General features: G+C 71.0%; 16 protein-coding genes. 9 read left to right on the forward strand and 7 right to left on the reverse strand.

Going from position 1 to position 18,614, the window contains the following annotated elements; all coding sequences use genetic code 11:
• Positions 1-10: 10 nt before the first annotated feature.
• Both grpE and dnaK read right to left on the reverse strand, forming a co-directional pair.
• Positions 11-643, reverse strand: a complete 633-nt coding sequence (gene grpE / locus ACIBI5_RS16610) for a nucleotide exchange factor GrpE (protein WP_397247558.1) — start codon at positions 641-643, stop codon at positions 11-13.
• A complete protein-coding gene (gene dnaK, locus ACIBI5_RS16615; RefSeq protein ID WP_397247560.1) occupies positions 643-2,514 on the reverse strand; it encodes a molecular chaperone DnaK in 1,872 nt (623 codons plus the stop codon). The genes grpE and dnaK overlap by 1 nt, the downstream gene beginning before the upstream one ends.
• A gap of 144 nt (positions 2,515-2,658) precedes the next feature.
• Between dnaK and ACIBI5_RS16620 the strand changes: the two genes are divergently transcribed.
• Both ACIBI5_RS16620 and ACIBI5_RS16625 read left to right on the forward strand, forming a co-directional pair.
• A complete protein-coding gene (locus ACIBI5_RS16620; protein WP_397247562.1) occupies positions 2,659-3,195 on the forward strand; it encodes an RNA polymerase sigma factor in 537 nt (178 codons plus the stop codon).
• A complete protein-coding gene (locus tag ACIBI5_RS16625) occupies positions 3,179-4,204 on the forward strand; it encodes a hypothetical protein (RefSeq protein WP_397247564.1) in 1,026 nt (341 codons plus the stop codon). Before ACIBI5_RS16620 ends, ACIBI5_RS16625 begins: the two co-directional genes overlap by 17 nt.
• A gap of 4 nt (positions 4,205-4,208) precedes the next feature.
• Here ACIBI5_RS16625 and ACIBI5_RS16630 read toward each other — a convergent pair whose 3' ends face one another.
• Positions 4,209-5,030 carry an SDR family oxidoreductase gene (locus ACIBI5_RS16630; RefSeq protein WP_397247566.1) on the reverse strand — a complete coding sequence of 274 codons (822 nt, stop codon included), beginning with the start codon at positions 5,028-5,030 and terminating at the stop codon, positions 4,209-4,211.
• Positions 5,031-5,117: 87 nt separating this feature from the next.
• Here ACIBI5_RS16630 and ACIBI5_RS16635 point away from each other — a divergent pair, with 87 nt between their 5' ends.
• Complete coding sequence (locus tag ACIBI5_RS16635; RefSeq protein WP_397247568.1) at positions 5,118-5,594, forward strand: MarR family winged helix-turn-helix transcriptional regulator; 477 nt, start codon at positions 5,118-5,120, stop codon at positions 5,592-5,594.
• Here the strand turns inward: ACIBI5_RS16635 and ACIBI5_RS16640 are convergent.
• Together ACIBI5_RS16640 and ACIBI5_RS16645 are read right to left on the reverse strand one after the other, a co-directional pair.
• A complete protein-coding gene (locus tag ACIBI5_RS16640) occupies positions 5,587-9,336 on the reverse strand; it encodes a LamG-like jellyroll fold domain-containing protein (RefSeq protein WP_397247570.1) in 3,750 nt (1,249 codons plus the stop codon). The two genes, ACIBI5_RS16635 and ACIBI5_RS16640, sit on opposite strands and share 8 nt — an antisense overlap.
• A gap of 118 nt (positions 9,337-9,454) precedes the next feature.
• Positions 9,455-9,802, reverse strand: coding sequence for a hypothetical protein (locus ACIBI5_RS16645; protein ID WP_397247572.1), 348 nt, complete (start codon positions 9,800-9,802; stop codon positions 9,455-9,457).
• 165 nt (positions 9,803-9,967) lie between these two features.
• Between ACIBI5_RS16645 and ACIBI5_RS16650 the strand changes: the two genes are divergently transcribed.
• From ACIBI5_RS16650 to ACIBI5_RS16675, 6 genes are read left to right on the forward strand one after another with little or no spacing between them, the layout of a single operon-like run.
• Positions 9,968-10,849 (forward strand): proline dehydrogenase family protein, encoded by an 882-nt coding sequence (locus ACIBI5_RS16650; RefSeq protein WP_397247574.1) that lies wholly within the window; start codon positions 9,968-9,970, stop codon positions 10,847-10,849.
• 55 nt (positions 10,850-10,904) lie between these two features.
• A complete protein-coding gene (gene proC / locus ACIBI5_RS16655; RefSeq protein ID WP_397247576.1) occupies positions 10,905-11,699 on the forward strand; it encodes a pyrroline-5-carboxylate reductase in 795 nt (264 codons plus the stop codon).
• A 53-nt stretch (positions 11,700-11,752) separates the two neighbouring features.
• Positions 11,753-12,958 carry an MFS transporter gene (locus ACIBI5_RS16660; protein WP_397247578.1) on the forward strand — a complete coding sequence of 402 codons (1,206 nt, stop codon included), beginning with the start codon at positions 11,753-11,755 and terminating at the stop codon, positions 12,956-12,958.
• Between the two features lie 33 nt (positions 12,959-12,991).
• A complete protein-coding gene (locus ACIBI5_RS16665; protein WP_397247580.1) occupies positions 12,992-14,341 on the forward strand; it encodes an efflux RND transporter periplasmic adaptor subunit in 1,350 nt (449 codons plus the stop codon).
• Positions 14,338-15,294 carry an ABC transporter ATP-binding protein gene (locus tag ACIBI5_RS16670; protein WP_397247582.1) on the forward strand — a complete coding sequence of 319 codons (957 nt, stop codon included), beginning with the start codon at positions 14,338-14,340 and terminating at the stop codon, positions 15,292-15,294. The genes ACIBI5_RS16665 and ACIBI5_RS16670 overlap by 4 nt, the downstream gene beginning before the upstream one ends.
• Positions 15,291-16,475, forward strand: coding sequence for an ABC transporter permease (locus tag ACIBI5_RS16675; RefSeq protein WP_379611388.1), 1,185 nt, complete (start codon positions 15,291-15,293; stop codon positions 16,473-16,475). Before ACIBI5_RS16670 ends, ACIBI5_RS16675 begins: the two co-directional genes overlap by 4 nt.
• Before the next feature lie 413 nt (positions 16,476-16,888).
• Here the strand turns inward: ACIBI5_RS16675 and ACIBI5_RS16680 are convergent, their stop codons facing one another.
• Together ACIBI5_RS16680 and ACIBI5_RS16685 are read right to left on the reverse strand one after the other, a co-directional pair.
• Positions 16,889-17,650: an ABC transporter permease gene (locus ACIBI5_RS16680; RefSeq protein WP_397247584.1), complete on the reverse strand. Its 762-nt coding sequence runs from the start codon at positions 17,648-17,650 to the stop codon at positions 16,889-16,891.
• Positions 17,647-18,537 carry an ABC transporter ATP-binding protein gene (locus tag ACIBI5_RS16685; protein WP_397247586.1) on the reverse strand — a complete coding sequence of 297 codons (891 nt, stop codon included), beginning with the start codon at positions 18,535-18,537 and terminating at the stop codon, positions 17,647-17,649. Before ACIBI5_RS16685 ends, ACIBI5_RS16680 begins: the two co-directional genes overlap by 4 nt.
• Positions 18,538-18,614 lie beyond the last annotated feature (77 nt).

An 18,614-nucleotide genomic window follows, 5' to 3' on the forward strand; every position in this document is an offset into this window, starting at 1 on the left:
GCCCTTCGTCTTAGTTTTCGTCGTTGTCGTCGTCAGCCGGCGAGTCGTCCGGCTCCGCCACGGCCACTCGCGCCGGGCGCAGCACCCGCTCTCCGAGGCGGTACCCGGACTGCAGCACCTCGATGGCGGTGGGTTCGGACACTTCCGACGAGTAGCTGTGCATCAGCGCCTCGTGGATGGTCGGGTCGAAGGGGTCGCCCTTCTGCCCGAACGAGCTGAGCCCCAGCTTGGTGACGGCCGCTTCGAGCGACTCGGCCACCTTCGCGAAGCCGCCGGTGAGCTCGCCGTGGTCGCGGGCCCTGCCGATGTCGTCGAGGACCGGCAGGAATTCGGCGAGAATCCCGGCCATGGCCTGCTCGCGGACCGCGACGCGGTCGCGCTCGACCCGGCGGCGGTAGTTGGTGTACTCCGCCTGGAGCCGCTGGAGATCGGCGGTGCGCTCCGCCAGCAGGATGGTGTCGGAGCCGGGTGCGCCGCTGGTGTTCGACTCGCCGCCGCCGTTGGCGGAGCCCGCGCCGGGCGCGGGGGTCGTGCCCGCGCCGGCGGCGTCCTGGGAGTCGGACCCGGCGCTCTGGCGCGCCTGGCCCGTCTCGGGGTCGATCTTGCGGTTGTCGCGGATCACCGGCTCGTCTGCCCCCGGCATCACTTGTCCTTCTTCGGCTGGTCGTCGTCGACGATCTCGGCCTCGACCACGTCGTCGTCGTCGCTCTTGTCCTGCTCGGGGCCGGGAGTGGCGTCCTGCGGAGCGCCCTCGCCGCCCTGCTGCTGGTTCTGGGCGTAGATCGCCGAGCCCATCTTCTGGCTGACGGTCGCCAGCTTCTCGGCGTTCGTGCGGATGGCGTCGGTGTCGGTGCCCTCAAGAGCCTTCTTCAGCTCGGTGAGCGCCTCGTTGACCTCGGTCTTGATCTCGCCGGGAACCTTGTCGTCGTTCTCGCGCAGGAACTTCTCCGTCTGGTAGGCCAGACCGTCCGCGTTGTTGCGGACCTCGGCCTCCTCGCGGCGCTGCTTGTCCTCTTCGGCGTAGGACTCGGCCTCGCGCATCATGCGCTCGATGTCGTCCTTCGGCAGCGCGGAGCCGCCGGTGATCGTCATCGTCTGCTCCTTGCCGGTGCCGAGGTCCTTGGCGGAGACGTTGACGATGCCGTTGGCGTCGATGTCGAAGGTGACCTCGATCTGCGGGATGCCGCGCGGCGCCGGGGCGATGCCGGTCAGGTCGAAGGTGGCCAGCTTCTTGTTGTAGGAAGCGATCTCACGCTCGCCCTGGTACACCTGGATCTGCACCGACGGCTGGTTGTCCTCGGCCGTGGTGAAGACCTCGGAGCGCTTGGTCGGGATCGTGGTGTTGCGCTCGATGATCTTGGTGAAGATGCCGCCCTTGGTCTCGATGCCCAGCGACAGCGGGGTCACGTCGAGCAGCAGGACGTCCTTGACCTCACCCTTGAGCACACCGGCCTGCAGGGCGGCGCCGATGGCGACGACCTCGTCCGGGTTCACGCCCTTGTTGGGCTCCTTGCCGCCGGTCAGCTCCTTGACGAGCTCGGAGACGGCGGGCATGCGGGTCGAACCACCGACGAGCACCACGTGGGCGATGTCGGCGACCTTGATGCCGGCGTCCTTGATGACCTGGTGGAACGGGCCCTTGGTCCGCTCGAGCAGGTCGGCGGTGAGCCGCTGGAACTCGCTGCGGGTGAGCTTCTCGTCGAGGTGCAGGGGCCCCTCGGAGGAAGCGGTGATGTAGGGCAGGTTGATGTTCGTCTCGGACTGGCTGGACAGCTCGATCTTCGCCTTCTCCGCGGCCTCGCGGAGACGCTGGAGAGCCATCTTGTCCTTGGCCAGGTCGACGCCGTGGGCGTTCTGGAAGCGCTTGACGAGCTCGTCGACGACGCGCTGGTCCCAGTCGTCGCCACCGAGGTGGTTGTCACCGGAGGTGGCCTTCACCTCGACGAAGCCGTGGCCGTCCTCCTGGCCGACGTCGAGCAGGGACACGTCGAACGTGCCGCCGCCGAGGTCGAAGACGAGGATGGTCTGGTCCTGGTCCTTGTCGAGCCCGTAGGCCAGAGCGGCCGCGGTCGGCTCGTTGATGATGCGCAGGACGTTGAGGCCCGCGACGGTGCCGGCCTCCTTGGTCGCCTGACGCTGGGCGTCGTTGAAGTACGCCGGGACGGTGACCACCGCGTCGGTGATCTTCTCGCCCAGGTACGCCTCGGCGTCCTGCTTGAGCTTCTGCAGCACGAACGCGCTGATCTGCTGGGGGGAGAACTTCTTGCCGTCGATCTCCTGGGACCAGTCGGTGCCCATCTCCCGCTTGACGGAGCGGATGGTCCGGTCCACGTTGGTGACGGCCTGTCGCTTGGCGACCTCGCCGACCAGGACTTCGCCGTTCTTCGCAAAGGCGACCACGGACGGCGTGGTCCGCGAGCCCTGCGCGTTGGCGATGACGGTGGGCTCACCGCCCTCGAGGATCGAGACGACAGAGTTGGTCGTCCCCAGGTCGATACCTACCGCACGTGCCATGAGTACGTCCTTGTAGTCAAAGTTGAGTCCGATGGGCTCAACTTACGAAGCCGAGTGGCCTTTGTCAAACGAGTTGAGCCTACCCGACTCAACCCCGATGAGCGTGAAAGCATTCCGCGGCATCGGGCAAGAACGGGTGTGATCGTGCACAACACGCGTAACGGGGCAGATCCGCTGGGGGTTCCACCCGATCTCTTCGACCGATATTTCGGTGAGATCCACCGCTACATCGCCCGCCGCCTGACCGAGGACGTCGCCGACGATCTGGCCGCGGACGTCTTCGTGGCCGCGCTGCGCGGCGGCTACGACCCGGCGGCGGGTCAGGTCAGGCCCTGGCTGTACGGCATCGCCACCAACCTGGTCGCTCGGCACCGCCGTACCGAGAGCAGGAGGTGGAAGGCGCTGGCCCGCGCGGCCGAGCGCGACTGGGACGACCGGGAGGACGCCGTCCTCGACCGGATCGACGCCGCGCGCTTCACCGGGCCGCTCGCGGGGGCGCTGGCCGGGCTGAAGCGGCGCGACCGCGACGTGGTGCTGCTGGTCGCGCTGGCCGGGCTGAGCCACGCCGAGGTGGCCGCGGCTCTGGACATCCCCTACGGAACCGTCGCGTCCCGGCTCAACCGGGCGCGCAAGCAACTGCGCGAGGCGCTCAAGGAGGAGTTCGGTGGAGTCGATGGATGAGCTGGAACTGCTCGCACGTGCCCTGCCCGACGCCCGGCCGCCGTCGGAGGAGGTCGTGGCGAGAGGACGCGCCAAGGTCGAGGCCGCGCGGACCCGGCCGCCGGCGGGCCGGCCCGCCTCGCGGGGGAGCCTGACGAGGGGGAACTGGACGCGGGGAAGCTGGGTGCGGAGGAGCTGGGCTTGGGCGGCGCTGGGGACGGCGGCGGTCGTGGCGGTGGTCGTCGCGCTGGCCGCGAACCTCGCGCCGGCGCCCGCCCCGGTGCTGACCCCGGCGCCCTCCCAGCAGCCGTTGCCGACCCCGCGGAAATCCCCGAAACCGGGGCCGAACCAGGCCATGCTCGACCTCGCCGCGCGCATCGACAAGCTGCACGAGCCTCCACGACGGTACTGGCGCACGTCCAAGATAACCGCCAGTAAGGCGCGGACCGAGAACTGGCTGCCGCGCTCGGCCGGTGATCGGGTCATGCTGTGGCAGACGGGCGGCGGCACGTGCACGTGGGGCTTCAGCGGATACCGGGGCGGCAAGTACGGCGACACGACCGTCGCGGACTTCACCATGGCCGACCTCGCGGCGCTGCCGGCGGAGCCCGAGGCTCTGGAACGGAAGTTCCGGGAGTACAACCGGATCTGGAACGACCGGGGGTTCCGCATGTCCTTCGCGGAGTTCGCCCCCGTGCTCGGCAACATGTTGTACATGCCGATCAGTCCCCAGGTGCGGGCGGGGGTGCTGCGCGTGCTGGCCGGGCAGCCCGGCACCCGTGTCCACGGCACCGCGATCGATCCGCTCGGCCGCGAGGGCCTGGTCGTGGACCTGGGCGGGGAGGGCGGGACCTTCGACGACGTGCCCGTCCGCCATCGCCTCTTCATCAACCTCCAGAACGGCGCCTGGCAGGCCGACGTCGCCTACGCCGTCAAGGGCGGCCGGATCGTCTCGTACCACGCGACCCTCGTGAGCGGCTGGACGGACCTCCCTCCGCGGATGCCGAAGGGCTGTCCGCGCGAGGGCTGAGCCGTCAGCGCTCGAAGTCGGCGGCGTGGGCGCGGGCCCAGGACTCGAAGGTACGGGCGGGGCGGCCGGTCAGGTCCTCGACGGCCGTGGTCAGGGACGCGGGCACGCCGTCGCACGACTGCCACCAGTCGAGCAGCGCGTCGGCATAGGCGCCCCGCACGTACTGGGCCACCTCGGCCTTCCACTCCTCGCGGGTGACGGGCTTGACGCCGATCTCGCGGCCGAGCGCGCGTCCGAGGATCTCGAGCTGCTCGGCGAAGGTGATCGACCGCGGCCCGGTCAGCGTGTACGCCCGGCCGCCCAGCCCGGGATCGGCCAGCACCGCGGCGGCGCAGGCGGCCACGTCGTCCTCATGGATCGCGTCGCTGTGCGCGCCGGGGTACGGCAGGCTGACCGGCTCGCCGGACTTGACGGCCCACGACCATGCCGTCGCGTTGCCGGCGAACGCTCCCGGGCGCAGCAGCGTGGCCGGGATCGGGGAGCGGAGCAGCGCGTTCTCGGCGTCGAGGTGGGAGACGGCCAGGGGGTTGCCGGCCGGGTCGTCGGTGAGCACCGAGGAGGAGGAGAGCAGCACGATGTGCCGCACCCCGGCCTTGGCGGCCTCGGCGGCGAAGGCGTCGGCGTGGGACGGCTCGGCGTAGAGGAAGACGGAGCTCACGCCGTCCAGCGCGGCGGGGAAGGTGCCCGGATCGGTGAGGTCGCAGCGGATGGTCCGGGCGTCGTCCGGCGCGCTGGAGGCCGCGCGGACCGGTAGGCCGCGTTCGCGCAGCATCGGGATGAGGGCGCGGGCGACGGCGCCGCGGCTTCCGGTGACGAGGGTGGTCATGCTGGGGTTGTCCCTTCAGGACGATAAAATGAAGGCGTCACGCAAATATTGCGTGACGCACATAAGTTAGCCGAGTGGAGGCGCACGATGTCAAACCGCGCGGAGTTGTTCGACGTCCTCGTCGCCGAGAGCCAGCGGCACTACGCGGCGTATGTGCTGTTCAACCAGGCGCTGGCCGACAGCCTCGGCATTCACCCCACGGACCTGCAGTGCCTCGGGCTGCTCGACCTGGAGCCCGGTCCGGTGACCACGGGCAGGGTCGCGGCGCTCACGGGACTGACGCATGGGTCGGCCACCCGGCTGGTCGACCGCCTGGAGAAGGCCGGGCTGGTCGTACGGCAGGCCGACGAGCAGGACCGCAGGCGCACGCTCGTCGCGCCGGCCCCCGCGGCGAGGGAACGGATCGGGGCGGCCTGGACCGAGCCCGGCACGGACTTCGGCCAGGCGCTCACCGGCTACTCCGGGAGCGAGCTGGAAGTGATCATCGACTACCTGCGCCGCACCGCTGAGGTGGGGCGCAGGCAGGCCGAGCGGCTGACGGCCGGCAAGCGGGCCGTCAGGTGATGGGGGTGTTCATGTCGGTGGTGAGCTGGGCCGGGGTCAGGGCCCTGTTGTAGATGCGCACCTCGTCGATGAGGCCGTTGAAGTGCTCGCCCCAGACGGCGTTGCCGCCGATGCGCAGCACGCCGTTGTCGGTCCTGATGTTCCCCGACGCGGTGACGGAACTCACCTCCGCTCCGTTGACGTAGAGCTTGAGGTTGGCGCCGTCGTAGGTGGCGGCGACGTGCGTCCAGGTGTTGAGGGGCAGGGAGGTGGTGCCGTACAGGCCGCGTTCCGAGGTGGTGTGGATGGTGCTGTGGGCGCGGTCGTTGAGGTCGAGGGTGTACGCGAGGTCGTTGCCGAACTGCTTCATCACGATCGTGCGCCAGCCGGTGCCGACCGCCGGCCTGACCCACGCCTCCACGGTCATGCCGCCGGTCAGGCGCAGGCTGGGGGAGTCCGCGACCGTGACCCAGCTGGAGGTGCCGTTGAACGACAGGGCGTTGCCGTACCTGCCGGTGGTCGTCCAGGACGTGGCGGTGGAGGCGCCGTTGTTGCCGCTGCCCGAGGAGTCGGCGACGGTGACGCCGGTGCCCTCGTTCATGGCGTAGGCCGCCACCAGGCCCTGGCCGGTCGGCGGCGCGGTCACGGCCGCGCTCACCTCGCCGGACGAGGCGCTGGTGTTGGGTACGGCGTCGAAGGCGCGCACGCGGTAGTAGTACGTGCCCGCCGCCAGGCCGGAGTCGGTGAACGACGTGGACGGCGTGGAGCCGACCTGGTTCGCCCCGGACGGGGTGAAGTCGGGCGTCGCCGAGCGGTGGATCGTGTAGCCCTCGACGCCCACGTTGTCGGTGGAGGCGGTCCACGACAGGGAGGCGAAGCCGGCGCCGCCGGTGGCCGCCGGGGAGCCGGGGGCGCTCGGCGCTTGGGTGTCGGGCGGTTGGGGGGTGCCGATCGGGGTGTTCATGTCGGCGGTGAGCTGGGCGGGCGTCAGCGCTCTGTTGTAGATGCGCACCTCGTCGATGAGGCCGTTGAAGTACTCGCCCCAGACGGCGTTGCCGCCGATGCGGAGGGCGCCGCCATCGGTCCTGATATTTCCTGATGCGGCCACTGAGCTGGTTTCCGTGCCGTTGACGTAGAGCTTGAGGTTGGCGCCGTCGTAGGTGGCGGCGACGTGCGTCCAGGTGTTGAGGGGCAGGGAGGTGGTGCCGTACAGGCCGCGTTCCGAGGTGGTGTGGATGGTGCTGTGGGCGCGGTCGTTGAGGTCGAGGGAGTAGGCGAGGTCGTTGCCGAACTGCTTCATGGCGATGGTGCGCCAGCCGGTCGTGGTGGCCGGGCGGATCCAGGCTTCCAACGTCAGGCCGCCGGTCAGGCGCAGGCTGGGCGAGTCGGCGACGGTGACCCAGCTGGAGGTGCCGTTGAACGACAGGGCCTTGCCGTACTTGCCGGTCTGGGCCCAGATGGTCGCGGTCGTGGTCCCGTTGTTGCCCGAGGGTGAGGCGTCGCCGACGGCGGTGCCGGTGCCCTCGTTCATCGAGTACGCCGCCACGAGACCCGGCTGGCTCGCCACGGTCTCATAGGTCGCGGTGTAGGTGGCCGCGCTCGCCGGGGCGGTGATGTTGTGGGCCGCGGCGCCGCCGTCCGACCAGGAGACGAAGCCCTGGTCGCCCTGGGGAGAAGGCGCGGACAGGCCGACGCTCGAACCGACGATCACCGTCCGGGTGAACGGCGCGACCGTCTGTTCGGCGTTGAAGCCGAGCAGGAGGCCGGGCGGGTTCGTCTGGAAGGTCAGGTTCACCGTCTTGGGCTGCAGCAGCACGCTCTTGGTGTCGGTCAGGCCGTGCGCGTCGGTGACGGTGAGCTTGAGCTCCAGGTGCGACGGGTACTCGTGGTCGGGTGCCTGGAAGGAGCCGGACGCGCCGGTGAACGTGGTGATCTCGTGCTCGTGGCAGCCCCCCGGGCAGTGGTGCATGATCAGCGCCCAGTGCATGCGCGAGCCGGGGATCGTGCCGTCCTGCGCGTCGGTGCCGGTGCCGGAGAACCCGATCGACTCGCCCACCGCCCAGGTCGTCGCGGCGGTCGGGGTGGTGATCGCCGCTGTGGGCGCCGTGTTGCTGACGTTGATCGTCACGGTGGCGTCGCCCTGGCCGCCCCTGCCGTCGCTGACGCGCAGCCGTACCGTGTGGGAGCCCGGCTGGGTGTAGGTGCGCGAGGGGGTGGCGGAGGTGGAGTCGTCGAGCTCGCCGTCGCCGTCGAGGTCCCAGGCGTAGGTGAGCGGGTCGCCGTCGGGGTCGGCCGAGCCGGTGCCGGAGAAGTTGACCGCGAGCGGAGCCTCTCCCGAGGTCGCGCTGGCCGTGATCGCGGCCGTCGGCGGGTTGTTGTTGTACAGGTAGCGCACGACCGTGCCGGCGTTGTAGTCCACCGCGAACAGGTCGCCGTTCGGCCCGGTCTCCAGCTCGACCGAGCCGACACCGGAGTCGAACGTCGTGATCGTCGCGGGGTCGGGCAGCCCGTTGGCGCCCTTGGTCATCACCCAGACGCACGAGCGGCTGTAGTCGGAGAAGAACAGCGCGCCGTCATAGGCCGGCGGGTACGGCCCGCCCGGGTAGAACGCCACCCCGCTGGCCGAGGAGTTGCCGCTGGGGCAGGGGTCGTTGGGCGCCGGGCGGGTGCTGTGGTTCCAGCCGAAGTACGGCGCGGCGTGCGCGGACGGGCCGGCCGCGTAGTAGTTCTCGCACAGGGTCAGGTTGAGCGCGTCGTAGCCGCCCTGCCGGTTGGCGCCCTCGTAGCAGGGCCAGCCGAAGTTCGTCACGCCCGCGGTAGGGGAGGCGACGCGGTTGATCTCCTCCCACGTGGTCCAGCCGACCTCGCCCAGCCACATCTCCGCGGTGCCCGGCCGGTTGGTCAGGCGGAACGGGTTGCGCAGGCCGTTGGCGACGATCCTGGCGGTGTTCTGGTCGGCGCTGCCGGCGTTCGGGTTGCCCGCGGCGGCGGCGCCGGTGTCGGGGTTGACGCGGATCATCGTGCCGTCGAGGCCGCTCGGGTCGCCGCTGGTGCGCACGTCCTGGGAGCGCAGCGCGCCGCCCTCGGCCGACGGGGGCGACAGGGCGGTGCCGACCGCGTTGGGCGGGTCTCCGCAGGGGTTGTCCGGGGTGATGTCGGAGCTGGGCAGGTTGTCCTGGCCGTAGTCGGCGAAGTTGAAGCTGGCGCCGTCGCCGCCGGTCGCGTACAGCATGCCGTCGGGGCCGAACTGCAGGTCGCCGGTCGAGTGGCTGGGGTGCTGCTGGCACCAGTCGGTGATCAGCGGCGTCTCCGCGCCGGCCGGCGAGATGACGGAGAGGCGGCCGGTGATCAGGCAGCCGTCGCCGGTGGGGCCGGGCGGGCTGGGGCAGGGGTCGTCGGTGGCGCCGGCCGTACCCCAGCGTGGAGCGTTCCCGCCGGGGACCGCGTCGCGGGCGTACAGGACGTACAGCCGGGGGTCGGCGGGGAAGTTCGGGTGGAGCGCCATCCCGAGCAGGCCGCGGTCCCAGAAGTTGTGCACCTGGGTGCGCAGGTCCGCGTAGACGGTGGGGGTGGTGTCGGTGAGGGAGTCGAAGACCTTGATGATCCCGCTCTTCTCGGCCACGAAGACGCGGCCGTCGGCGGCGAACTCGATGTTCGACGGGCGCGTCAGGCCGCTGAAGACGACCTGTTTCTGGAACTGCGCCGGCAGGGCCTGCGCGGGCGGCGCGACCAAGGCGACCATGCCGGCGGCGAGTAAGAGCACAGAGGTGAGCGCGCGTAAGAGCCGTGTCAAGAGAACCCCCCAGTGACCGTTTGTCTTGATCTACGCAAGAAATCGCAGGGAAGTCACTGGGGATGTCCTCATCTGGACATATCCCGAACTATCGGAGTTTGGCGCCGTCGACGATCTTCCTCTTGCCCAGGGGCGCCTTGAGCTTGACGGTCGTCGTCTTCTGGATGGCGATCATGATGCAGGCGACGTCCTTGGCCTTCCTCGGCGTGCCCTCGTAGAGCGTGATGGTGACCTTGCCCCGGGTCTCCTTCACCTTCACCCGGGCGAGCACCGTGCACGGAGCCACGCCCGACTCCCAGGTGAGCCTGACCTTGCGGCCCCTGTCGAAGGACTTGGCCTTGGCGAAGGGAACCTTCCTCGTGTTGATCGTGTCGGCGACCGGCTTGACCGGCTCCGGGCCCTTGGCCGGGGCCCGCTCCACGGGCGCCGAACTCACCGGGGCGGCTTTTGTACCGCTGGGGGCCGCCGTCTGGGGCGGCGCAGCCGTTCCGCAACTCGTTACCAGAACCAGGCATCCAGCCAGGAGGATTGTCCGCATAACCTTTCGACGGATCCCGCGTCGTGCGGGTTCATCCGCGGCCCGGAAGTTAGGGTGAGGGACGTGCTTCGTCAGGCCCTCATCGCCGTCTCCAAGAGCGAACGCGCCGAGCGCGTCGTCTCCTCCTCGCCGCTGACCAGGGATCTGGTCAGGCGCTACGTCGCCGACGACATCGGCGCCGTCGTCACCGAGCTGACCGACCGGCGGCTGCTGGTCACCGTCGACCACCTCGGGGAGGAGGTGCGCGACCGGGCGCAGGCCGACGGCGCCGTACGCGCCTACCTCGCCGTGCTCGACCGGCTGCCGCCCGGCGCCGACGTCTCCGTCAAGCTCACCGCGCTCGGCCTGCGCCTGTCCGAGCAACTCGCGCTCGACAACGCCGCGACGATCTGCGACGCCGTGGCGGGCAGGGGGATCACGCTCACGCTCGACGCCGAGGAGCACGACACCATCGCCGGGCTGGAGTCGGTCCACGCCACGCTGCGCAAGGAACATCCCGGCGTCGGCATCGTCGTGCAGGCGTACCTGCTCGACGCCGCCGAGCGCTGCGCCCGCCTCGACGGCGCGCGCGTACGCCTGTGCAAGGGCGCCTACACCGCGCCGGGCGCCTACACCTCCGCGCGCGAGATCGACCGCTCGTTCGTGCGCTGCCTCAAGATCCTCATGGCCGGGAGCGGCTATCCGATGGTCGCCACGCACGACCCGCGCCTCATCGAGATCGCCTCCGCGCTCGCCGTGCTCAACGGCCGCGACGCGACCGCCTTCGAGTTCCAGATGCTGTACGGCGTGCGTCCCGCCGAGCAGGAGCGGCTGGCCGGAGTCGGCGCCCAGGTCCGCGTGTACGTGCCCTACGGCGCCGACTGGTACCCCTACCTGATGCGCCGCCTGGCGGAACGGCCCGCGAACCTCGCCTTCTTCGCCCGTTCCCTGCTCTCCAGAAAGTAGCCGCGGCCCGCCCGGTAGGCTGCGGGCCAGCGTCTACACCTGCGAGGAACCTGACATGATCGCGATTCTGGGCACGGGCAAGATGGGCGAGGCCCTGTTGTCGGGGCTGCTGCGTGCCGGGTTCAAGCCGGGCGACATCGTGGCCACCGCGCGCCGGTCGGAGCGTTCCCAGGCGTTGCGCGAGACCTACGGCGTACAGACGGTCGCCAACCCCGAGGCCGCCAAGATGGCCGGCACCATCATCCTGGCCGTCAAGCCGCAGGACATGGCGGCCCTCCTCGCCGAGATCGCCCCCTACGTGGCCGCCGACCGCCTGGTCATCTCGGCCGCCGCCGGCATCACGACCTCCTTCGTCGAGGAGCGGCTGGGCGTGGACGTGCCGGTGGTGCGGGTCATGTCCAACACGCCGATCCGCTTCGATGAGGCGATGAGCGTCATCTCGGCCGGCGCCCACGCGGGCGAGGAGCATCTGCGCCGCACCGAGGACCTGCTCAAGCCCGTCGGCAAGGTCCTGCGCATCCCCGAGTCGCAGCAGGACGCCGCCACCGCCCTTTCCGGCAGCGGGCCCGCGTACTTCTTCTACCTGGTCGAAGCCATGGTGGACGCCGGCATCCTGCTCGGCATGCCCAGGGCCGCCGCCCTCGACATGGTCACCCAGTCGATCGTCGGCGCCGCCATCATGCTGCGCGACTCCGGTGAGCACCCGGTCATCCTGCGCGAGGCGGTCACCAGCCCCGGCGGCACCACCATCGCGGCGATCGCCGAACTGGAGCGCCACAGCGTGCGCGCCGCCTTCCTGGCCGCCATCGAGGCCGCCCGCGACCGGGGGCGCGAACTCGCCTCCGGCTGAGGGCGCACCCCCACCAACAGGAAACTTTCCTGTGTGGGGCAGGATGGGCGCCCATGTGGACCCGGGACTTCCGTCTCTTCTTCGTGGCCAGGACGGTCTCCATGGCCGGATTCGCCATGATGCCCGTGGCCACCGCCCTGGGCATGCGGCAGGCCGGCCACGGGGCCACCGGCGTGGGGCTGGCGCTGGCCGCCACGTCGGCGCCGATGGTCGCGCTGATCCTGTTCGGCGGCGTCCTGATGGACCGTTTCACACCTCGCCGGATGATGATCGGCGCCGACGTCGCCAGGATCGCCACCCAGGCGACCACCGCGGTCCTGTTCATGACCGGCAAACCCGCGCTGTGGCAGATCCTCGTCCTGTCCGCCGTCAACGGCGTCGCCACCGCCATGTACAGCCCCGGCGTCGCCGGAACCATCCCCAGGATCACCGCCGACATCCAGAAGGCCAACGCCTCACTCCGCGTCTCCGAGTCGATCATGATGCTGGCCGGGCCCGGCCTGGCCGGCGCGCTGGTCGGGCTGGCCGGCGTCGGCACCGTGTTCGCGCTGGACGCCGCCGGGTTCGCCGCCAGCGCCGTCTGCCTGCTTCTGATGCGCGTCCGGGTGACCCGCGCCGAAGCCGCCCGGCCGATGCTCCACCAGCTCAGGGAGGGCTGGCAGGAGTTCCGCTCGCGCACCTGGATGTGGAGCGTCATCCTGATGTGGATGATCTTCGGCATCACCCTGTTCGGCCCGCTCATCCCGCTCGGCTCCGAACTCATCACCGGCGCGTACGGCGAGGCCGCCTACGGCCTGGTCCTGTCCGCCGGCGGCGCGGGCACCATCGTCGGCGGCCTGGTCGCCATGCGGGTGCGCCCCGCCCGCCCGCTGGCCGCGGGCGCGACCGGCATGCTCCTGTTCGCCCTCGAACCGCTCACCATCGCCCTCGGCGCCCCGCTTCCCGTGATGATGGCCGGGCACCTGCTCGGCGGCGCCGCATGGGGCCTGTGGTCGGTCATGTGGGCGACCAGCATTCAGACCAACATCCCCGGCGAGGCGCTCAACCGGGTCAGCGCCTACGAGATCGGCGGCTCGGTCATGGCCATGCCCATCGGCAACGCCATCGCCGGGCCGGTCGCGGGCTTCGTGGGGGCGGAGAGCGTGCTCGGGTTCTCGGCCGTGATCGCGGTGTCGGGGTGTCTGGCGCTGCTGGCCGTACCGGCTGTCCGGGGGGTACGGCTGGCGGCCCCCCGGCCGGTCGAGGCCGACGCCGTGTGAGGGGCGCGTGACCCTCTCTTTACGATGGGCCGGGTGACGATCCGTCGCGGAATTCCCCCGCTGCTCGTCCTTCTCGCCCTGACCGGCTGTTCGGCTGACGCGCCGCCCGCCGTACAGCTCGCGGAAGTCAAGCGCGCGCCCGTCACCGAGGTCGTCGAGGCCCCGGCCACGATCGGCGCGCGCGCCACCGCCACCCTGCGCTCACCCGCGCAGGGCACCGTCGCCAAGCTGTACGTCAGCGACGGCGACCACGTGAAGAAGGGCCAGATCCTGGCCAAGATCCGCTCCCCGCAGGCCGAGGACCAGCTCAAGCAGGCCAGGAAGGCCGCCAAACCGGCCCGTACGCCGTCGATCGGGACGCCGCGGATCCAGCTCGCCGCGTTCGACACCTCCGCCCTCGACCGCAAGGTCGGCGCGCACTTCACCAAGGCCGCCCGCGAGGCCAGGAAGATCGACGACCCGCGGGCGCGCAAGCAGGTGCTGGCGGCGGTGAGCCTGGCGCGCACCCAGTACCAGGCCCAGTCGAAGGCGCTGGCCGGCATCACCGCGCAACTCGGACGGACCATCTCCCAAGTGCTCGCGCAGACCGCCGGCGGGCTCAGCGCTTCGATGTCCTCGCTGCAGGCGGCCTCGCTGACCCAGGCCAAGGTCGCGGTGAAGGCCGCCGAGGGGACCGTCAAGGCGCTCACGATCAAGGCCCCGTTCGCGGGCGTCGTCACGCTCGGCCGCGCCTCGGGCCAGAGCGGCGCCGGAACCCCGGGCCTGAGCGGCCTGCTCAGCCAGCTGCCCGGCGGCGGGCAACCACTCCCGAACCTGCCCTCCAACGGCGCCGGTACCGCCGTCGCCACCGGGGTACCCGTCTCGGCCGGCGACTCGATCATCACCGTCACGGACATCTCCAAGCTCACGATCTCCGCCGACATCGACGAGACCGACATCCTCCTCGTGAAGGAGGACGCCAAGGCCGAGGTCGAACTCGACGCCGTCCCCGGCGCCACCTACACCGCCGGAGTCGCCGGGATCGGCGTCACCCCCATGCAGTCCAGCACCGGCGGCGTCAGCTACCCCGTACGCCTCAGCCTGGGCGCCGGAACCTTCGACGACGGCACCAAGGCGCCCGCCCCCAAACCGGGCATGAGCGCCGTGGCCCGCCTGATCGTCCGCGAGTCGCCCGAGGCCGTCTCGGTGCCCGCCGCGGCGATCGTCAGCAGCGGGCGGGAGAGCGTCGTGTGGGCCGCCGCCGGCGGCGTGGCGCAGCGGCGCGTGGTCAAGCTCGGCGCGCAGGGGGAGGCGGTGGTCGAGGTACTGAGCGGGCTGTCGGTGGGGGAGCGCGTGGTGGTGAAGGGCGCTGATTCCGTACGGCAGGGCCAGCAACTGCCATGACCCCCACCGACCCGGCGCTGGAGGCCGTCGACCTCACGCGGCGCTACCAGCTCGAAGGCGTGTCCGTCGAGGCGCTGCGGGGCGTCACGCTCCGGATCGACCAGGGGGAGTTCGCCGCCATCATCGGCCCGTCGGGCTCCGGCAAGTCGACGCTCATGCACCTGCTCGGCTGCCTCGACCGTCCGTCGTCCGGGCAACTGCGCGTGAACGGCGTGGAGATGTCCGGCCTGTCCGACACCGAACTGGCCGAGCTGCGCAACCGGACCATCGGCTTCGTCTTCCAGTCGTTCCACCTGCTGGCCAGGACGTCGGCGTTGGAGAACGTGGCGCTGCCGCTGGTGTACCGGGGCCTGGGCAAGGCGGAGCGGCGCGACCGCGCGCGGGCCGCGCTGGAGGCCGTCGGCCTGGCTCACCGCCTCGACCACCGCCCGTCCCAGATGTCCGGCGGCGAACAGCAGCGGGTCGCGATCGCCAGAGCCCTGGTCGGCGAGCCCAAGGTACTGCTGGCCGACGAGCCCACCGGCAACCTCGACATCCGCAACGGGGCCGAGGTCATGGCCATGCTCGACCGCCTGAACGCCGACAGCGGAGTCGCCATCGTCCTGGTCACCCACGAACCCGAGATCGCCGCCCACGCCCGCCGCCAGATCCACGTCCGGGACGGCCTCATAGAACTCGACACCGACCACCTCCCCGAGACCACCCACCCCGGGGTTGACCACCCCTCCGAGCACGCTCACCCCTCCGGGGGCGGCCACCTCTCCGGGCCGGACCACCCCTCCGAGCGCGACCACCCCACCGGGGGCGGCCACCCCTTCAGGGGCGGCGATCCTGAGAGCGGTCACCCCGAGGGTGAGCAGTCCGAGGGCGACCGCTCCGGGGGTGGCGCGTCGTCCGGGACGCGGGCCCACGGGTTCGGTTCCGGGGACCGTTCGCGGGAGGAGGGCCGGTGAGGGGGCGTGAGGCGTTCGGGATGGCGCTGGAGGCGCTGCGGGTCAACCGGATGCGCAGCCTGCTGACCATGCTCGGCGTGATCATCGGTGTGCTGTCGGTCGTGATCCTCGTCTCGGTGGGCACCGGCGCGAAGGACACCGTCGAGCGGGAGATCTCCGGCCTGGGCAGCAACATCATCCTGATCGTCCCCGGCCGCCTGAACGTCGGCGCCGCCCCCACCCAGAGCCGGTTGGACCTGACCGACGTGGCGTACGTGCGCCGCGTGGTGGGGGATCCGGGCAAGGTGACCGTGTCCCTGCAGTCCGGCGAGACGGTACGCGTGGGCAGGGCCGAGGTGTTCTCCACCATCGTCGGCACCGACGAGAACCTGCCCAAGATCTTCGCCCGCCCCCTGGACAAAGGCCGCTACCTCAGCGAAACCGACGTCGACACCCGCCGCCGCGTCACGGTCCTGGGCTCAGAGGTGGCGAACAAGCTCTTCGGCGACATCGACCCGATCGGCCGCCAGGTCTCGATCTCCGGCGCCCGCTTCCGGGTGGTGGGCGTGTACGCCCAGCTGGGTTCCGCCTTCGGAGTGGCCAGAGACCAGGAAATCCACATGCCGGTCACCACGGCGCAGCGCCTGCTCGGCATCCCCCGCATCAACGGCATGGCGGTCGGCGCCGGCGGCCCGGACGAAATCGAGCCGCTCCAGCAGAAGGTCGTGGACGCGCTGGTGGACCGCTACCCCGGAGAACACTTCTCGGCGGTGACGCAGACCCAGCTCCTGGGCACCATCGGCACCGTGATCAGCATGCTCACCGGCGTACTGGCGGCCATCGCCGGCATCTCACTCCTGGTCGGCGGGGTGGGCGTGTCCAACATCATGCTGGTCAGCGTCAGGGAACGCACCCGGGAGATCGGCCTCCGCAAAGCGCTGGGCGCCCGCCAGGGTGACATCCTGCGCCAGTTCCTGATCGAAGCCGTCCTCCTGACCACGATCGGCGGCCTGATCGGCATCGCCCTGGGTGTGGGCGGCGCCCTGGCCATCGCCACCTTCACCCCTGTCCCGGCCTCCATAACCTGGTGGTCGGTGGCATTGGCCTTCGGCGTCTCGGCCGCGGTGGGCGTCTTCTTCGGAGTGGCCCCGGCCCGGCGAGCCGGCAAACTCGACCCCGTCGTAGCCCTCCGCGCCGAGTAACCACCCACCCCCGGGGAGCCCGCCCCACCACCCCCGAGGGCCTGCCCCCACACCATCCCCCGGGGCCCGACCCACACCCCCCGGGGCCTGCCCCACACCACCTCCCGGGGGCCCGCCCCACGCTGAGACCCGCCCTCGCACCCGCAGGTGCCCTCACACCGCAGGCCCCTTCGCTCGCCCAACCCGCGCTGGCCTCGCCGCGCGGGTAGGGCCGCCCGCTCGTGGGTGTTGCCGCACTGCTCTCCCGCCGTGGGCCGCCCGCTCGCTCCGCGTGCGCGGGCTCCGCGCGGGTAGCCCCGCTTGCTCGTCCGGGTCGCCCTGCCCCCGCAGAAGTTCGCGCCCGGTCACCCCCTTGGGTGTCCCACCGGCTTGCCCATGCGGGTCTATCGCCGGTTCGGGCCGCGGCGAAAGGGTTAGGCGTCGCGGCGGTGGAGGAGGGCGGTGCCGGCGATCAGGATGACGGCGATCCAGATCAGGTACACCGCGAAGCCGGTCCACGGGGCCAGGCCGGCGGCCCGGGGTTCGACCATGGTGAGCTGGAGGCCGGCGTTGGAGGTGAAGTGCTTGGTGACGATCTCCCCGAACTTCCCCGGCAGCACGGTCGTCAGCTGGGGCAGGACCAGGGTCAGGGTGATGACCGCGACGATGGCGCCGGGGGTGTGGCGGATCAGGGAGCCCAGGGCCAGGCCGAACAGGCCGCTGGCCGCCAGGTAGAGCCCGGCGCCGGTGACCGCGCGCAGCACCTCCGGGGCGGTGATCGAGGTGTCGAGGTCCTTGATGGACAGGATGCCCTGGCCGACGAAGAAGGCGGCGTAGGCGGTCACCAACCCCACGATCAGCGCGGCGATGGTGAAGACGACGGCCTTGCCGTACAGGAAGGTCAGGCGTTGAGGTACGGCCTGCAGCGACGTCCTGATCATCCCGGTGCGGTATTCACCCGAGATGACCAGTACGCCCAGCGTCGCCATGGCGATCGCGCCGAACGGCAGGGCGGCCAGCGCGCCCATCACCGCCTGCGCCGGGGTGCCGGTGGCGTCGGCGGGGGCGTTGGAGACGGTGGCCCAGGAGATGAGGCCGCCGAGGCCGACCGTCATCACGAAGCCCGCGATGAGCGTCCACACCGTGGAGCGCAGCGAGCGCAGCTTGGTCCATTCGGAGCGCATCACGTCGATCATGAGGTGTACTCCAGGCTGTCCTTGGTCAGCTCCATGTAGGCCGCCTCCAGCGTGGGCTGGACGAAGGTGAGCTCCTCCAGCGGCAGCCCGGCGCGTGCGGTGAGCGTGCCGATCTCCAGGGGCTGCATCCCGGTCACCCGCAGGTGGTCGTGGTGGAGTTCGCCCGTGTTGAGCAGCTGGGCGACCTCGGCCAGGCGCGGCGAGCGTACCTTGACGAAGCCCTGGGAGCTGCGGCCGATGAAGTCGGTCACGCTGGTGTCGGCGATCAGCTCGCCCTTGCCGATCACGATGAGGTGGTCGGCCGTCTGGGCCATCTCGCTCATCAGGTGGCTGGAGACGAAGACCGTGCGGCCTTCCGCGGCCAGCTTGCGCATGAAGGTACGGATCCACAGGATGCCGTCCGGGTCGAGCCCGTTGACCGGTTCGTCGAACAGCAGGATCTCCGGGTCGCCGAGCAGCGCGGCGGCGATGCCGAGCCGCTGGGACATGCCCAGCGAGAACCCGCCGATCCGCCGCTTGGCCACCTGGCTGAGACCGACGCTCTCCAGGACCTGCTCGACCCGCGAGGCGGGCAGGCCGTTGCTCTGGGCGATGGCCAGCAGGTGGTTGCGCGCGCTGCGCCCGCCGTGCACGGCCTTGGCGTCGAGGAGCGCGCCGATCTTGCGGAGCGGGTGCTTGAGCTTCTGGTACGGCAGGCCGTCCACCACCACGGAGCCCCCACTGGGACGGTCGAGCCCGAGGATCATGCGCATCGTCGTCGACTTGCCCGCCCCGTTGGGGCCGAGGAAGCCGGTCACCTGGCCGGGCTCCACGGTGAACGACAGGCCGGAGACCGCGGTGGTCTGCCCATAGCGTTTGGTCAGGCCCGTGGCCTTGATGGAGGTCATGGTTTCAAGGGTGCCGGGGAGATCGGCTGGGGGCTTCCTGCCGGAGGACCGTTCGTCTCGGCGGGAGGTAGGAGCCT

The organism is Nonomuraea sp. NPDC050540 (assembly GCF_044457485.1).
Lineage (GTDB): Bacteria > Actinomycetota > Actinomycetes > Streptosporangiales > Streptosporangiaceae > Nonomuraea.

Bases quoted from the DNA above. Each gene is read 5' to 3' on its own strand.
- grpE (WP_397247558.1), bottom strand. From the start codon at position 643: ATGCCGGGGGCAGACGAGCCGGTGATCCGCGACAACCGCAAGATCGAC.
- dnaK (WP_397247560.1), bottom strand. From the start codon at position 2,514: ATGGCACGTGCGGTAGGTATCGACCTGGGGACGACCAACTCTGTCGTC.
- ACIBI5_RS16630 (WP_397247566.1), bottom strand. From the start codon at position 5,030: ATGACCACCCTCGTCACCGGAAGCCGCGGCGCCGTCGCCCGCGCCCTC.
- ACIBI5_RS16635 (WP_397247568.1), top strand. From the start codon at position 5,118: ATGTCAAACCGCGCGGAGTTGTTCGACGTCCTCGTCGCCGAGAGCCAG.
- proC (WP_397247576.1), top strand. From the start codon at position 10,905: ATGATCGCGATTCTGGGCACGGGCAAGATGGGCGAGGCCCTGTTGTCG.
- ACIBI5_RS16660 (WP_397247578.1), top strand. From the start codon at position 11,753: ATGTGGACCCGGGACTTCCGTCTCTTCTTCGTGGCCAGGACGGTCTCC.
- ACIBI5_RS16670 (WP_397247582.1), top strand. From the start codon at position 14,338: ATGACCCCCACCGACCCGGCGCTGGAGGCCGTCGACCTCACGCGGCGC.
- ACIBI5_RS16680 (WP_397247584.1), bottom strand. From the start codon at position 17,650: ATGATCGACGTGATGCGCTCCGAATGGACCAAGCTGCGCTCGCTGCGC.
- ACIBI5_RS16685 (WP_397247586.1), bottom strand. From the start codon at position 18,537: ATGACCTCCATCAAGGCCACGGGCCTGACCAAACGCTATGGGCAGACC.